At 46.2% G+C, this 14,492-nt stretch carries 14 protein-coding genes; 10 read left to right on the top strand and 4 right to left on the bottom strand.

What is annotated here, in order from left to right; genetic code table 11:
* Positions 1 to 14 precede the first annotated feature (14 nt).
* The 3 genes from EYR25_RS10140 to EYR25_RS10130 all read left to right on the top strand — a co-directional run bounded on the left by EYR25_RS10140 (position 15) and on the right by EYR25_RS10130 (position 2,975).
* Positions 15 to 1,043, top strand: coding sequence for a methyltransferase (locus tag EYR25_RS10140; RefSeq protein ID WP_133182815.1), 1,029 nt, complete (start codon positions 15 to 17; stop codon positions 1,041 to 1,043).
* 640 nt (positions 1,044 to 1,683) lie between these two features.
* Positions 1,684 to 2,535 carry a hypothetical protein gene (locus EYR25_RS10135; RefSeq protein ID WP_133179838.1) on the top strand — a complete coding sequence of 284 codons (852 nt, stop codon included), beginning with the start codon at positions 1,684 to 1,686 and terminating at the stop codon, positions 2,533 to 2,535.
* Complete coding sequence (locus tag EYR25_RS10130; RefSeq protein WP_095457998.1) at positions 2,532 to 2,975, top strand: hypothetical protein; 444 nt, start codon at positions 2,532 to 2,534, stop codon at positions 2,973 to 2,975. The genes EYR25_RS10135 and EYR25_RS10130 overlap by 4 nt, the downstream gene beginning before the upstream one ends.
* Positions 2,976 to 3,181: 206 nt before the next feature.
* On the opposite strand, the gene EYR25_RS10125 is transcribed toward EYR25_RS10130, so the two are convergent.
* Positions 3,182 to 4,003 carry an IS3 family transposase gene (locus EYR25_RS10125; RefSeq protein ID WP_425057223.1) on the bottom strand — a complete coding sequence of 274 codons (822 nt, stop codon included), beginning with the start codon at positions 4,001 to 4,003 and terminating at the stop codon, positions 3,182 to 3,184.
* 3 nt (positions 4,004 to 4,006) lie between these two features.
* The gene (locus EYR25_RS21560) at positions 4,007 to 4,399 is read right to left on the bottom strand and encodes a transposase (protein ID WP_023267953.1); all 393 of its coding nucleotides are present in this window, start codon (positions 4,397 to 4,399) and stop codon (positions 4,007 to 4,009) included.
* Between the two features lie 79 nt (positions 4,400 to 4,478).
* Between EYR25_RS21560 and EYR25_RS10120 the strand changes: the two genes are divergently transcribed.
* From EYR25_RS10120 to EYR25_RS10090, 7 genes are all read left to right on the top strand, one after another.
* Positions 4,479 to 5,144, top strand: coding sequence for a hypothetical protein (locus tag EYR25_RS10120; RefSeq protein ID WP_133179835.1), 666 nt, complete (start codon positions 4,479 to 4,481; stop codon positions 5,142 to 5,144).
* Positions 5,145 to 5,163: 19 nt separating this feature from the next.
* Positions 5,164 to 5,757, top strand: coding sequence for a Shedu anti-phage system protein SduA domain-containing protein (locus tag EYR25_RS10115; protein ID WP_133179833.1), 594 nt, complete (start codon positions 5,164 to 5,166; stop codon positions 5,755 to 5,757).
* A gap of 66 nt (positions 5,758 to 5,823) precedes the next feature.
* Entirely contained in the window at positions 5,824 to 6,306 is a 483-nt protein-coding gene (locus EYR25_RS10110; protein ID WP_133179831.1) for a hypothetical protein, read from the top strand.
* Positions 6,307 to 6,400: 94 nt separating this feature from the next.
* Complete coding sequence (locus EYR25_RS10105) at positions 6,401 to 6,799, top strand: hypothetical protein (protein ID WP_133179829.1); 399 nt, start codon at positions 6,401 to 6,403, stop codon at positions 6,797 to 6,799.
* A 581-nt stretch (positions 6,800 to 7,380) separates the two neighbouring features.
* On the top strand, positions 7,381 to 9,072 hold the full coding sequence (locus EYR25_RS10100) for a DUF342 domain-containing protein (RefSeq protein ID WP_133179827.1): 1,692 nt from the start codon (positions 7,381 to 7,383) through the stop codon (positions 9,070 to 9,072).
* A 224-nt stretch (positions 9,073 to 9,296) separates the two neighbouring features.
* On the top strand, positions 9,297 to 9,674 hold the full coding sequence (locus EYR25_RS10095; protein WP_133179825.1) for a DUF4144 domain-containing protein: 378 nt from the start codon (positions 9,297 to 9,299) through the stop codon (positions 9,672 to 9,674).
* 200 nt (positions 9,675 to 9,874) lie between these two features.
* Positions 9,875 to 10,999, top strand: a complete 1,125-nt coding sequence (locus EYR25_RS10090) for a site-2 protease family protein (protein WP_133179822.1) — start codon at positions 9,875 to 9,877, stop codon at positions 10,997 to 10,999.
* 83 nt (positions 11,000 to 11,082) lie between these two features.
* On the opposite strand, the gene EYR25_RS10085 is transcribed toward EYR25_RS10090, so the two are convergent.
* Positions 11,083 to 12,516, bottom strand: coding sequence for an efflux transporter outer membrane subunit (locus EYR25_RS10085; RefSeq protein ID WP_133179820.1), 1,434 nt, complete (start codon positions 12,514 to 12,516; stop codon positions 11,083 to 11,085).
* Between the two features lie 4 nt (positions 12,517 to 12,520).
* Entirely contained in the window at positions 12,521 to 14,491 is a 1,971-nt protein-coding gene (locus tag EYR25_RS10080; RefSeq protein WP_133179818.1) for a MacB family efflux pump subunit, read from the bottom strand.
* Position 14,492 lies beyond the last annotated feature (1 nt).

Raw genomic sequence — 14,492 nt, 5'->3', positions numbered from 1 at the left:
ACGGTAGCCATGCAGTGTTAACGAATCCATCGCAAGTCATTATCCGCAATCAGGAAACTCTGAGCCAACATAAAGTCTTAGTGCTAAACCATGAGGCAGACTCCCTGCCCAAAGCACTGCTCGATGTCGCCCAGTCCGTCGATGCCCTCGCCTTGGATTACCACCATTACCTACATTTAGCGCCACAGGCCAATGCCAAACTGCGCTGCTATTTTGGCCATCAACTGCCCCACCAGGATAAGTACGACACTGTGATTGTGTACTTTCCTAAGGCGAAGCCATTAGCACCCTATTTGTTTAATCTGGCGGCTCAGCATTTAGTGGCCGATGGTCAACTCTTAGTCGTGGGAGAGAACAAAGGTGGGGTTAAATCCTTAGTCAAACTGCTGCCGAAATACTTTGCCACCGGCGTCAAACTCGATAACGCGCGCCATTGCCTACTCTTTGGCAGCAGCCTAATCGATACCGCGCCCGAGATTAAACTCAGCGATTGGACCAGCCAGTATCAACTCGCCACCCCGCAGGGCAATATCACCATCTGCAACTTAGTCGGCGTGTTCAGTGAAAAGCATTTAGACCAAGGCACAGAGCTATTGCTATCGCATCTGCCAACGCTCTCTGGCCGAGTACTGGATTTTGGCTGCGGCGCAGGCGTCATTGCCGCTGCACTGTTAAAGGCACAACCGACATTGTCGTTAGAATGTATTGATATCAATGCCATGGCGCTGGCCTCCTGCGAACTTACGCTGGCGGCAAACGGTATGACGGCCAAGGTCTATCCCTCCGATGGACTGGCGCAAACCAGTGGAAAATTCGACGGTATTATCTCCAACCCACCGTTCCACGATGGCCTTGCCAGCACCACCAGCATTGCCCAAGGTTTTGTGGCCGATAGCGCCAAGCAATTGCAATCTAAAGGGATTTGGCAAATCGTCGCGAACCGCCACCTGCCCTATTCGGACACCATCGCCGCCGAGTTTGGCCAATTAACCGTGCCGGCGGAGAATAACAAATACAAACTCTATTATTTCCAACAGGCCTAATCTTTCGCCCCGCTCAATGGCGAGTGGGGCTAACTTAATTTGACCACTACACTATGCTGCACCAAGGAATAAAGGCTCGTTAAGAATTAAGATAATAACGCCGCCCCTATCGAATACGCCCATTTTGAAATCAAAAAATTCCCCAACAAACAAGTTAACGCTGCCATCTCTTAAATAGCATTTATTGCCATTGAACTTTTCATCTGACTAAAAAGCTAATGCTCCATTCCGCGCTTTGGCTCGTTAGCTCAATCGAAAATTCCCACTCCTGCTGCCATACAATTCTTATCTATTTACCTATGTTTGGCCCTGCTATAAATCGACTAACAATATAACGGTATACAGTCATATTTAAATTTAGGTATTTTTGAATGATTTGAAGACAATATCAGTGCGCACCAACTCCATCTGTAACAAATAAAACGCTATAAAATCAATTAACTATAGTGGCTGGCTTTTAGTTAATAGGTTTCAAAAACGCGCATGCGCATTTTTCCAGATGGATTACTTATATGAAAAGCGGCAGAAAGCTGATAAGTTCTTTGCATACAGATAGTTAACCGTGCGCATTTTCTCTGACCCAACAAGATAAACGCGCATGAATAAAATGTTAACCGTCAAATCGAGGTATATGAGTGTTATGAATAGTAAAACAAATACATTTGAGCTTTTCAGGTATCAGATTCTACCTGTTGATCGGTATTTCCAAGGTGACTTTTTTAGTGGGGTTCAAGATGTCGAAGAGCTAATTGCACAAAAAAATGCTTTGTTTGCAGAAGCCCTACAGGGCCAAAATGATTTTTCTAACAATCGCCATAAAACAGTGGTAAAGCCATTGCTTCAGCAGGATGATTTCTTCTTATACCGTATTGCGCATAACAAGACTCTGCACCGAGAAACAAGAGATTTTAAAGATGAAGCAATTGATAGTTGGCCTTCTATCTTGGTAGCGGTGTGGAATCACCCTGAAAAACAATATATCGCTGTTCAAAAACGTACTACCGCATTCGCCAAATGTGAAACTGTTGCTCGATTAATCCTAGAGAAAATAGAACCTCAACTGACACATTTTCATTTGCGTGCCATTTATGAACCTCTATTTGAAAAGCAGCAATTTTGGACATTATTGAAAAAGTACCGTGGTAAAGTTAAGTCAGTTGATTTCGAGATCATTACACCAAATATGGCTAATATTTCCGGTACATTGCCAGATGATCTTAAATTGTTTGCAAAATGTACAAATTCAACTCGGAACCATTTAAAAATTGAGTCAGAGCCGGATTCAGCCTTGCATTTAGAAGAAGATAACCCAGCTCTACGTGGTTTGGTGGACTATAGTAGTGAGGGTGGTGGTAATATTTCAATTAAGATTGATGGTATTAAAAAACATCATCAGACTTCGAGGACTGTGAAGGAAGTTACTTTGGGCGACATGGAACTTACTGGCAATGCAGAACAAATCGTAGCGGTATTGAAAGAGTTACTAAAATGATAGGACATGTTGTAAAAACTATATTTGTTGCTTTGGGGATTGGTTTTGTTGCTGAACTAACTAACTCATGGTTGGGATCCGAGTTTTTACACAAATTTCTTTCTCAAAATCTCGTTACTATTTTGATAGCTCTTCTGGCGATTAATGCAACAACTATGGGAATTGTCCTGACTAAAGTAAGAGAAATGGTCGATTCTAAGGGAGGAGCAAGCTGCTTCAAGCGTACGAGAGAGCAGATGCTACTATCAATTAAAGAGCAGATTGCATTAATTGTAATTGCTGTAGTGCTGTTTAGTATCAAAGGTTCTGCGCATGTCATTGCCATAGAAAATGCAGAATTGTTGTTAAATGTGCTGACTATCGGTGTTTTTTCTTACTCGCTTTTAGTTTTATACGATACGGCGAAAAGTGTACTTATAATCATCGACTTTGACGGTTAACAAACGCCTCAAAGGGACTGTCAACGCGTGGCATTTCCAGTCTCAATGAATCGCAGTGGTTTCGGCTGTTGTATTTGAGTTTAGTGGTATGCGTTGTCAGCCCCTTAGACGGGCGATAACCTCTAAGGAAGTATGAAGCACATTATTAGTAAAGATTTAGGCATTGAAGTTGTCCCGTCCTGAAATAAGTTGACACTTATTTCCACCTAAAACGCCTGATGAACCTCATCGGGCGTTTTGTATTTTAAGGCCAAATGGGGCCGTCGTTGATTATAAATGGCAACAGCTTCTGTCACCATCTGTCGTGCATCCTCCAGCGTTGCGGGTTTATGGGTTAAAAACTCCTGCTTCAATATGCCGTTTACTCGCTCTGCTAACGCATTTTGGTAGCAGTCATATCCGTCTGTCATTGAGCATGTTACACCATGTTGTGCGTGAACCGCTTGATACGCTTTGGAGCAGTACTGTATCCCTCGGTCTGAGTGGTGTATCAGCGGTTTACTTTTATCTTGTCGCTGTCTCAGCGCCCGTTTGTAGGCGGTTAGCACAGCATCTGTTTTGAGATTATCATCAACATGATAGCCCACAACTTTTCGTGACCAAGCATCGGTCACCAAGCTTAAATAAGCTTCATTATCTTGTAGTGGCAGATAGGTAATATCCGCCACCCAGACTTGTTCTGAGCGAGTGATGTTCACTTGTTTCTCACTGGGTTTAAGCAAGTTGGGATGACACCTAAATCGATGGTGGCTGTTGGTCGTTTTGTGGTACGCCCGCTTAGGCGTAACCAACAAACGATGCGCTCTGAGACAGCGAAATAACCGGTCTCTCCCAATCAGTATTTGATGCGATTTCTTGAGTAAATACTGTAGCTTGCGTGTACCTTTTCGTGGTTGAAACAACCGTTCATATTGTACCGTTTGCAACACCTGTTGCTCCCTTTGCTCCCATGCTTTTTTGCCGCTGACCTTGCTGATAATACGCCTGGCGGCTGATACCAAGGTAGCGGCAGCATTGAGTGACGCGATAACCTACGGTCGTTTTTTCCTGGAGCGTTTTGCACGTGGCTTTTTTACGACGGATATCCCGTAGTCTGTTCTGAGTTTCTCGACAATGGCTTCGAAGAACGCAGCCTTCATACGAGTATCTTCGAGTTCGGCTTCGAGGGCTTTTATCTTTTGCTCGGGAGTGAGCGTGGTGGGTTCAGTCATCAACTGTCCTCGCCTTGATGTAGAGGGTGTCCCTTGGGACCAATCCAGTTTGCCATGCTTGCGTAACCACACTAGCACGGTAGAACAACCTTGAATACCGTACTTGTCTTGAGCCTGCTTATAGGTCAGCTCGCCTTTTTCCACTTGGTCGACAACCGCCAATTTAAAAGCGAGGGAATAATCGCGTTGAGTTCGTTTAATTGTTGAAGTCATTACACTCTCCAAAATGAGTTTGAAAAGTGTCAACGCTATTTAGGACGGGTCAGAATTTCGAGAAAAAGCCTTAAGTAAAATGTCTACATTTTTTTCTGACAGTAAAGATATTAAGCTATCAGTTTTAGAATCACTGCCACAACTTCAAGCTGAGTATAATCTGCAAGGTTGGATAAGAGCTGAATCAACGCAAGATGTGCAATCTATAGTTGAAGAGCTCACAGAACTGCATAAAGAAAATAAAGCCCTTCGTGTGGAGAATTCGTCTTTATTGAAAAAAATTGAAAGCCAAACGAAGCTAACAACAAAACCTAAAACTGAAGAAGAGCTTGATCAAATATTTGATATTTTGAAAGAAAAAATGATTGATATTACAGGTATAAAAAGCGAGATTGGAAATGGCGCTGAACTTCCTGTAGAAGTGGATTCTCTAAGTTTATCTGTTGCATTCAGAGAGATGCTTATGAGGGGAGTTACTAATAAATATGGTATAGGGGAGTTAGAAAGCTTTGTATTTTTTAGGCTCTGCCCTTATTTACAAACATTTGACCTTGTTGCAAACGAAAACGTTGCGGGTGTTCAATATCGCAGATACGCAATCACCAAGAAAGGTATTGAGTTTTTTGCATATTTAGACAAAAAAGAACATAAAAATAAAAGCAATAAATCTGTAAAAAAATCACCTGAAAAGAAAACGGCTAACAAGTCAAGCAACTCGGACGCTGCAAGCAGCGCCGGTTTTTGAGGCATTAGGAGAAAATGGCATGAAACGGATTTCAGATTTAGTTTTGAAGAATGCTTCAGAAAGAGAAATTCAAAAGGTTTTTAAAGAAGATCTTTCACTTATCGGTAGTACTTGTGCCCCGAAAGTGATAAGTGATGAATATATCGCATTTTCAGAGTTTCCTATTGGGAGGGGTAAGGCGGATTTCGTCGTTTTTACTGACCGCTCTCGAATGTATGTATTTTTGGTAGAGATTAAGGGCGCAAACTTTAGTTTTGTGAATAATAATCGGCGTATTGCCAATGAGATTAGCGCCGCAGCACAGCAGATTCGAGATCGTATATCTCAGATTCAAAAATCGTATGAAACGTACCGGAGAGAGTTTCATGCAATTAGGCGTTCAGTTGAAGAAGGCAACACGTTATATAATTCTTTTCTTGGACCTAATGGCTACCTAAATGTAGATCCCGAAAAGGATATTAAAGTTCGTGGGTTAGTTATAGGTGGTAGAACAAGAAATGACCACGAGGAAAGTAACTTGAGGAACCAGCTGGAAGAGGATTCTCTAAAAATTAATTTTGAGTCTTGGGACAGCTGGCTCCGTAAGGTTACCCCGGTGCCACAACTCTCCTAACAAACAGCGGCAGAGCGACAGCCAACGCTACGCCTGCGCTGGGCGTTAACTGTACTAGGAAACTCCATGAAGTTTTTTGTAACTATTTCAGCGGTTTTATTTTATGGGAATGCGTTTGCTTGTTCGTTTGACAGACCGTTTATTGATTTTGAACACACCAATGAAGGCAATACTATTCCCAAAACACCATCGTTCTCAGTGAAGTCTATTTCACGTGGAGAGAGCGGTAGTGCCGGTTCCTGTGCTGATGCAGGAGTGCTTACTTTAGTTACAACCTCTGCCGAGAAAGACACTGGCTTTATATTTGCCATTGAAGAAGGCCAATTTGAAGACCAACTTTTTTATCCTGAACCGATGATTTTAGAGAGCGGCCACACCGGATCGGATGAATACTTTTTTATGTGGAATGATGGCCGTACTACCAAGCAAGAGCCTATAGACATAACCGTTAAAATAGTCGCAGTTTCCAAAGACGGAGGCCGAAGCGAGCCACAATATTTAAAAGTAACTCACAATGGTGTGAAAAAGCCTTGGTGGCAATTGTGGTAGGCACAGTTAACAAACCGCGTCATTCGGGGCCTGCGGCTGCAGCGACGCTCACAAGTTCGCGTGCATGCGCGCATAGTTAACCTCTAAGGCAAGTATGCAGCACATTATTAGTAAAAGTATCGGCATTGAAGAATTTAAAAAGAGATCCTCAGAAATCAGAGAAACCTTTCTGGATTCATTAACAGCAGCAAGCGACGGTTATAAGAACGTAAGATACCTTGCTTGTGATGAAGATGGGGCGCCTATTAACTGGGTGTGGGACGATGAAACCTTCACCCATAACAAGGAAGAAGGCTCTCTTGAAGAGGCAATTCAATTTGCCAATAACATGATAGATAGCGGCATGTGTTTCTCCTACATGGGATGTTTATCAGGCTCCGGTGAGCTTGAAATTTGGCTGACGACTTTTGAATCCCCCATAGAAAAACCAACATGGCCAAGCAATAAAGAACCCAGATTTGAACTGACTCATGGGGGTGTAATCTACGAGTAATAAAGGGTTATCAAATGTTAAGTCATAAAATTTTAAATCCTAATTCCGCGGTTTAGTCCTAACCCCACGAATTGAAGCAAAGCACCTAGCTTACTTTGCCCAAACTTAGATGACTCGAAGCTTTTACGTGTCGCCCCCATCTGGATAGAAACCTTATCCCCTTACGAACGCCTCGAAGAGTAGTGATTCGCAGCCAATCATATGCCACTACCTAGATAAGATTTTCATGGTTTTGTGAACGCTATCAAATGCAGTAAGCACTAAATTATTAAGGGTTTTGCCACATCGGCTTCATCCCTAACATATCCAAGGGCGTTGTAAAGTTTATTTTTTTGTTAACATCATAACCAAGCCGATTAATACTCGTGCTGATCTTTGGCTAAAAAACCAGAGATAACACTAGATTAACTATCGTTAATCAAATAAAAATCTATTGATAAATCAACCAATAGACCACGACAACAAAATCACAACATTTACATTTTTTCGCGCCGAAAAGGCTTCTTTGCGTAAAGTTTCTACTGTTATACTCGCGTTAGCCGATAAAACAAAAATAAAACAAACGAGTAAGGAAGCGCTCTATGTTGGCCCCTGAACTCCTTGAGTTAAGCAGTGACAAAAGCCAGGCGGAATTACGTCTGATCCCTAAAGATCATGGCCCCATCACCCGTGATGATGTGATGCGGCTATTATCTCTTCCTGAGTTTTGCGCTTTGTATCCGCTTGAACAGGCTATCGATAAAGTCGTCACTCAAACAAACACGCTATGCAATCAAGAAGATGGCAAATTTGAGTTGTTTGCCGTACTGGCTGAGCGCCGTGATGGTAGCGTTAAAATCGAAATCAGCCCCGACAAAATGCTCGCGACTATGACCCTAACCGCACCCTGTGGCGGTAAAGCGGTCGACTTACCTGAAATTCTTACTGAGCTTAAAAAAAATAATGTTTGCATGGGGTTAAGCAAACTTAAAATTCAAACCTTGCTGCAAAAAATAACCAAGCTCAAACCCGGCGATAGCTGTAAGAGTGAAATTGCTCAAGGTAAGCAACCTGTAAATGGGCAAAATGCCGTACTTGAACGTAAAGTCTCCCTAGCCCGTGAACGCTTACTCCAACCGCAGGAGCGGGAGGATGGCACAGTCGATATGCGTAATCTTGGCTCTATGATTATGGTCAAGCCCAACGACATCCTAATGATCCGGCATCCGGCTACGGAAGGTACGCCAGGCTATAACATTAAGGGCGAAGTCCTAAAGCAAAAACCTGGTAAGGATCTCGCTTTGCAAGCTGGTACAGGTACCGACTTCCATCCAAAGGATCCCAATAAACTCATTGCAATTGTTGCGGGTCAACCCGTAGAAACCCGCACAGGCATGAATGTCGACGATGTGTTACAGCTTAAGGATGTGGACATCAGTACTGGCCATGTCACCTTTAAAGGCAGTATTTTAATCACCGGAGATGTTCACGAGGGCATGATAGTGAAAAGCTCGGGTGATATTACCGTTATGGGCTTTGTCGATTCTGCAACCCTTGAGGCGGAGGGAGACATCACCGTCAGTAAAGGAGTGATTGGTAGACAGATCCGCGTAAATGAGTTTTCCACTAATCTTACGGCCCAAGGCCAAATCAGCGCCCAGTTTGTGCAATATTCTCAATTAAATGCCAAGGGTAATATTCTGATCACCAAGCAACTGCTGCACAGCAATACCAAAACTGCGGGTACGTTGACGGTGAGCGATACCAGCGGACGGCGCGGGGACTTAATTGGTGGTGTAGCCCATGCTGAAAAGGGACTCATTGCCGTAGCGATTGGCGCCACAGCGGGTACAAAAACTGAAGTGTTTGTCGCTATGGAACAGGGCGAACTCAAGCAAAATCTTAAGCAAATTGAAGAAAGCGTCCAAACTATGGTCGTTGCAACCCTGGATATTGAAGCTCGCCTAAAAAGACTTCCCCCTAAATCCGAGTGGCAAAACGATCCCGTGATGATTGAACAAATCAAGATGATGATCGATGAAAAAAATCGCATCTTAAACGAGCGCAGTCGCGAAGAATTAGAGTTTGACGGCCTAAAGCAAGAAGTCGAAAGCTATTATGATAAGTACCGAATCGATGTGATTAAGCATGTGTTCCTCAACGTCGAGTTCCATATTGGTCAAGCCAATCATAGAACGACCCGAGAACATGGCACTTGCTCAATAACCAATCTTAATCAAGAGATTAATTTCGATTACAATGCCAAACCTAAAGCGCCGGCGGCAAGCCATTAATCCAACTTAAGCCATACTACTCAGTGTGGCTTTATCCAAGGCGTGTCACTGTAAAATAATAAAATAATTCATATCAAGTGGTTATACACTAAATCTTAGAGTATGCCGCTAGACGCCTTCCTTCTTCGCCCACGTCGGTGGCATACTCCCATCCATGGGTTCTCTCCTAAACGCTAATTAGGATGAGAGGTTGACCAAATGAATCTATGTCCACAGGATTACGCATGACTCTAGTAAAGATGGTCGATATTGAATGGCCTGCGGTAGTCAAACTCACTCAAAATGACGAACTCCTTTACCTGGCCCATCAGCGGGATTGGCTAGAACTCGCCTGCCTGTACCAGCACCAATTTGTCGACACGGATCTGTTACTCGACAGCAGTGGCAACCAATACTTGATCCGCGCTACCCCAAGCACTATTCATGAAGATCCCATTGGCGAACTACCTAAGCTACTCAAACAAGAGCAAAAGTTGCCACTTACCGACTTTATCAAATGGGTACAAAAGCACGCCAATGCCATAGGCCAGTGCTGCGTCGCCAAGTTAGCTTTCACCACGTTGGCCCAAGGGATGGAAATTGTCCGCAGCCTAGATGATTGAAGCGACCACCAGAAAATCGATAAAAATCACAGCATAAAAGCAAGATGATCCAAAAAGCTAATATCATCAGCCCTATTTCGCAGGCATAATTTGCCGTGCACGGCTTAGCCGTATGCCCAAGGCAATTTATCTTCATACTTTGCCATAATACTCGATGTTGGCTGGGCATTATTCGGATACACATACAAACGGACCCTAAATTGGAACTACTTAAGATTGACTGCTTAGGCAAATCACTGCGTTTGGAAGGCTCACTCGCAGGTTGGCAACAACTCTTTTGGGACAATACCTTAGTCTCACAAAAAGCCGCATCAATGGACAATGGCGGCCTTAAAGTCCATGAGTTTGAACTCACTCAACAGCGTAGCCAATTGGCCAGCGATACCGGTGAAACACAGGTTTTAGAACACAAAATCCAAGTACGGCTCGAAACCGATGTCGTTTGGCAGCCCTTTCGATTCGATTACCGCCTGCTGGTCGATGAGGAAGTGATGGCCCAAGGCACTCGCACCGAAAAAGATATCGAGCGCCAAACCCCTGAAGTCCCAGTGACTAACCCACAAAAAATCAGTTTTGTTGGCCTAGCCTCCCTCGGCTTTAAGCTGCTCAAGAGTGCCAAAGTGATTAAAGTGGTGCTCGCGGGCGCGAGTGTGGCGGCCTATTCTTGGCTGTTTTCCTTCCAATTTGCCTTGGCGCTTATCGCCTGTTTGGTCTTCCACGAATACGGCCATATCCGCGCAATGAAGTATTTTGGGATGAAAACCAAAGGGATATATCTCATCCCCTTTATGGGTGGACTTGCGCTGAGCGATGAAAAGATTAACACCCGCTGGCAGGATGTGGTGATCTCCATTATGGGCCCAACCTTTGGCTTGTTGATGTCTGTAGGCTCACTTATCGCTTACCACCTGACGGACAATATCTTCTTTGCAGGGCTAGCAGCCTTTAATGCGCTACTTAACCTGTTTAATTTATTGCCGATTTTACCCCTCGATGGCGGCCATATTTTAAAGAGCATTAGCTTCTCGATGAACAGCATCATGGGCTTAATCGCTTGCGTGATTGGCGCCGCCTTTGGGGTGTATATCAGCTATACCTTAGGCCTTGCCCTGCTGGGTTTCCTTTTACTTATCGGCAGCTTAGAAATTGTATTTGAATGGCGTACCCGCCATCAAAGCCACCTGTTACCGCTGGACAGATATGGGCAGATTTTCTCAACCATTTGGTATCTGGTGACCGTTGCCGCCCTAGTCGGCATAATCTGGCACTTAGCGGGCACGGGCGATGATATGTTAAGCCTGCCACTGCATATTCTACGCAGCTAATCACGACTCGCATTCAGATAAAAGCGAGATAAAAAAACCGCGATAGCCTAAGGCATCGCGGTTTTTATTTACTAATGATTCAATTAGTTATCCGGTATCGGCGGCGCGATATCACTCCCACCTAGGGCTTGGTAGAGAGTCGCTTGAGCCGTTAATTGGTTATAGCGGTTCTCCAGCAATGCGGCCTCGGCGCTTCGGCGATTTTCCTGTGCATCAATCCAATTTTGAATGCCGATAGCGCCATGGCGATATTGGCTCTCATAAATGGCTTCGGCCTGGGCGGCGGCGCTAAATTGCTGCTCAAGCTTCTCACCTTGGTAGGCGTATTGCTGCTTGGCCGAAATGGCGTTATCTACATCCTCGAAGGCGCTGTAGAGGGTTTTACGGTAATTCACAATCGCCGATTGATAGTCGATATCGGCAATATCATTGTTAATTTGCATTTGATTCCACTGCAAAAAAGGCAGCACTAAGCCCGCGCCTAAACTCCCCACGGGATTGCGCAATAACTCTTTTAGCTCTGAGGTCGACTCCCCCACGCTGCCAGTCAAACTCAAACTTGGGAAGTAACTAGCGTAGGTCGCATCCTTACTGGCCAGCGTCGAGCGCAATTGATATAGGGCCGCCTTCACATCGGGGCGACGGCCGACCAAGTCGGCGGGAATACCGACAGCAATCTCAGGTATCGCGCTATCCGGCAATTGCTTGATCTCAACCGCCACCTGCCCCGGAGCGCGATTGAGTAAGATCGCCAGCGCATTTTCGGCTTCAACCAACTGTTGCAGCAGTTGGCTGTGGGAGGCCTCTTGCCCCGCTAAACTGCGTTGGGATTCGAGCACATTCAGCTCTGTCACGGCACCCGAGGCATATTGGCGCTGGGTTAACGCCTGCGTTTGCCGACTGTGTTCAATACTCTTATTGCTCAGTTCAATCCGTTGATGCAGATAGCCAATCTGCCAATAGAGCGACGCCGTCGTCGCGACGAGACTCTGCGCCGTGCTCTCCCTATCTTCTTGACTTGCCAGCGCCGTCCATTGAGCTTGGTCGATATTGGCCGACACTTTACCCCACAAATCCACCTCATAGCTTACCGACAGGTTCGCCTGAAATGCCTTGCTCGAACTGCCGCCCTCCAGCGGTTTATTCACAGACGCCGTATTACTGGAGCTGAGCTGTGGATACAAATCATCCCGCGCTAACCCCGCCTGTAAACGCGCCTTTTGCAAGGTTAAGGTCGCAAGAGTTAAATCATTATTGCTGCTGAGCACTTGGCTAATCAGCTGATTCAATTCGGGTTGATTAAACTTCTGCCACCAAGGGTCTAGGCTGACTTGACCATTCACTTGGGTGTGCTGCCACTGCTCAGGCACCTGTAAAGCAGGCGGCTCAAAGTCGGAGCGCATCAGCGCGCCACAACCTGACAGCAGCGCAATGCTGATGGCAATCACGCTGAGCTTGAGTGTTGAACCGACACGGCGGCTTAATTCGTTTTGATGCGTTAAAACTCGATTATTCATTCAGTTACTCTCTCGCTAGGGCATCAACAGGGTCTAAACGCGCCGCATTACGAGCGGGCAGGAAGCCAAACAACACCCCGATTAAGGTAGAGCAGGCGAAGGCGGCAATAATAGAAGTCGTCGAATAAATCATCTGGAAACTGCCTCCCGCTTGGGCAAACACCACGCCAATCAAATAGGCCAAGGCCACCCCAAGCGCGCCGCCGCACAGACAAACCAACACGGCCTCAATTAAAAACTGCCGCAGAATATCGCTCTGGCGCGCCCCGACCGCCATGCGAACGCCAATCTCGCGGGTGCGTTCGGTCACCGACACTAACATGATATTCATTACCCCAATGCCGCCCACCACAAGCGAAATCACCGCAATAGCCGAGATTAATAGCGTCATGGTCGCGGTAGTTTTCTCGATATTCTGGCGTATGGTATCCGTGTTAATGGTGAAGAAATCCTGCGTGCCGTGGCGCATCTTCAGCAGGCTAATAATGCCCTGCTCCGCCGCATTGCTCGGCACCGACTCATCCAGCCGCACGGTAATCCCATCTAAGTATTTTTTGCCTACCATACGGCCAGAGACCGTAGTGTATGGCACCCACACATTGAGGGCATCGCTGTTACCAAAGGCGCTTTCCTTAGGCTGAGTGACGCCGATAATCCGCACAGGTAAATCCCCGAGGAAGATGACTTCACCGATGGCAGAACCCATGGCGCCGCTACTATTTGGGAACAGCTGTTTACGGGTGTTCTCGTCAATCACCGCATCTTGGGCTAACGCATTAACACTGTCATCGTCCCAAAACTGTCCTTGGGCGAGCTCATAGCCTCGAACCCGGAAGAACTCGGGCCCCACGCCATTCACAGTCGCCGTGACTGCCTTATTGCCATAACGGACAGTCGCACTCGAGCCAATACTCGGGGTGACGCTATCGACATAGGGTAAGTTTTTCAGTGCGTTGGCATCGCTTGCGGTCAGAGTTCGCACCCTTGCCGAGCGCCTATCACCAAAGCCTGAGCCGGGGCGAATATCTATGGTATTGGTGCCCATTGAGCTAATACTCTTTAGGATCTCCCGCTGCGATCCTTCACCCAGCGCCACCACAGACACCACGGAGGCGATACCGATAATAATCCCCAGCATAGTTAAAAAGGTGCGCAATCTGTGGGTCGACATCGCTAGCAGCGCCATTTTCAGGGCTTCGGCATATCTATCCCAGGCCGCCACACGGGCGCGCGTCTTAGTCTTGGCGGGGATCACTTCGGTCTTAGGCGCAGCCGCAATATTTGAGGCGGGATTAGGCTCATCGCTGATAATCACCCCGTCCTTAATCTCGATAATACGGTCAGCATGCTGGGCCACATGCATATCGTGGGTCACGATAATGATGGTCTGGCCCTCGCGGTGCAGCTCCTGCAGCAGACGCATCATTCCTTCGCCGCTGTGACTATCTAAGGCGCCCGTCGGTTCGTCGGCGAGGATCACATCGCCACCATTCATCAGCGCCCGCGCCACACTCACCCTTTGTTGCTGGCCGCCACTGAGCTGATTCGGCTTATGGTCGAGGCGCTCACCTAAACCCAAACGTGATAATAAGCTTTCCGCCCGCTCCCGACGCTCTAAGCGATCTTTACCCGCATACACGGCGGGCACTTCGACGTTACCCACGGCATTAAGATCGCCAAGCAAATGATATCGCTGGAAAATAAAGCCAAAATGCTCGCGCCTCAGCTTTGCCAGTTCATCCACATCCATCTGCGAGGTATCTTGGCCATCGATAAAGTACGAGCCCTTTGAGGGTTTATCTAAACAGCCCAAGATATTCATCAGGGTCGACTTACCCGAACCCGAGGCGCCGACAATCGCCACCATCTCACCACGGGCGATGGAAAGATTAATATCTTTGAGTACAGTCAGTTGTTGCTCACCCGCCTGAAAACTGCGGTAGCAAGCTGAGACTTCCAGTAATGGCTTAATCACG

Origin of the sequence: Shewanella decolorationis (assembly GCF_004354305.1) — a bacterium.
In the GTDB taxonomy this organism is placed as follows: domain Bacteria; phylum Pseudomonadota; class Gammaproteobacteria; order Enterobacterales; family Shewanellaceae; genus Shewanella; species Shewanella decolorationis.
The sequence above is the reverse complement of the archived record's forward strand: the minus strand, read 5'-3'. Positions and strand labels throughout refer to the sequence as shown.

Excerpts from the sequence above, each read along its gene's own strand:
- EYR25_RS10115 (WP_133179833.1), top strand. The coding sequence starts at position 5,164 with ATGAAACGGATTTCAGATTTAGTTTTGAAGAATGCTTCAGAAAGAGAA.
- EYR25_RS10085 (WP_133179820.1), bottom strand. The coding sequence starts at position 12,516 with ATGAATAATCGAGTTTTAACGCATCAAAACGAATTAAGCCGCCGTGTC.
- EYR25_RS10100 (WP_133179827.1), top strand. The coding sequence starts at position 7,381 with ATGTTGGCCCCTGAACTCCTTGAGTTAAGCAGTGACAAAAGCCAGGCG.
- EYR25_RS10135 (WP_133179838.1), top strand. The coding sequence starts at position 1,684 with ATGAATAGTAAAACAAATACATTTGAGCTTTTCAGGTATCAGATTCTA.
- EYR25_RS10110 (WP_133179831.1), top strand. The coding sequence starts at position 5,824 with ATGAAGTTTTTTGTAACTATTTCAGCGGTTTTATTTTATGGGAATGCG.
- EYR25_RS21560 (WP_023267953.1), bottom strand. The coding sequence starts at position 4,399 with ATGACTTCAACAATTAAACGAACTCAACGCGATTATTCCCTCGCTTTT.
- EYR25_RS10130 (WP_095457998.1), top strand. The coding sequence starts at position 2,532 with ATGATAGGACATGTTGTAAAAACTATATTTGTTGCTTTGGGGATTGGT.
- EYR25_RS10095 (WP_133179825.1), top strand. The coding sequence starts at position 9,297 with ATGACTCTAGTAAAGATGGTCGATATTGAATGGCCTGCGGTAGTCAAA.
- EYR25_RS10105 (WP_133179829.1), top strand. The coding sequence starts at position 6,401 with ATGCAGCACATTATTAGTAAAAGTATCGGCATTGAAGAATTTAAAAAG.
- EYR25_RS10120 (WP_133179835.1), top strand. The coding sequence starts at position 4,479 with ATGTCTACATTTTTTTCTGACAGTAAAGATATTAAGCTATCAGTTTTA.